1 protein-coding gene is annotated in these 429 nt (G+C 63.6%); it reads left to right on the top strand.

Annotated elements, in window-relative coordinates; all coding sequences use genetic code 11:
* Positions 1-429: SDR family NAD(P)-dependent oxidoreductase (locus HLUSI_RS0115925; RefSeq protein WP_016834918.1), on the top strand; the 429-nt coding region annotated here is incomplete at both ends.

Raw genomic sequence — 429 nt, 5'->3', positions numbered from 1 at the left:
CTGCACCCGGTTTCCACTGCCGGCGGCATTGACGTGGTGATCGCCAACGCCGGCATTTCGCAAGGCACGCTGACCGAATTCGCCGAAGACATCCCGGTGTTCGAACGCATCATTGCCACCAACGTGACGGCCACGGTCGCCACTTTCCATCCGTTCATCGCCGCCATGAAGACTCAGCCACGGCGGCAGGACTGCCGCCTGGTCGGCATCGGCAGCGTGGCAGGTATCCGCGGTCTGCCCGGCGCCGAGGCGTATAGTGCATCGAAAGCGGCGGTCATCAGCTATTGCGAATCGCTGCGCATCGAACTGCGCGCCAGCGGCATCAAGGTGGTGACGATTGCGCCCGGGTACATCGACACCCCGATGACGCAGATCAATCACTACCGCATGCCCTTCCTGATGCCGGTGCAGAAATTCGCGGCGCGCGCG

The sequence above is a fragment of the Herbaspirillum lusitanum P6-12 genome, from assembly GCF_000256565.1.
GTDB classification, from domain to species: Bacteria; Pseudomonadota; Gammaproteobacteria; order Burkholderiales; family Burkholderiaceae_D; genus Herbaspirillum; species Herbaspirillum lusitanum.
Note: the sequence above shows the minus strand (reverse complement) of the source record. Positions and strands in the feature narration are given on the sequence as shown.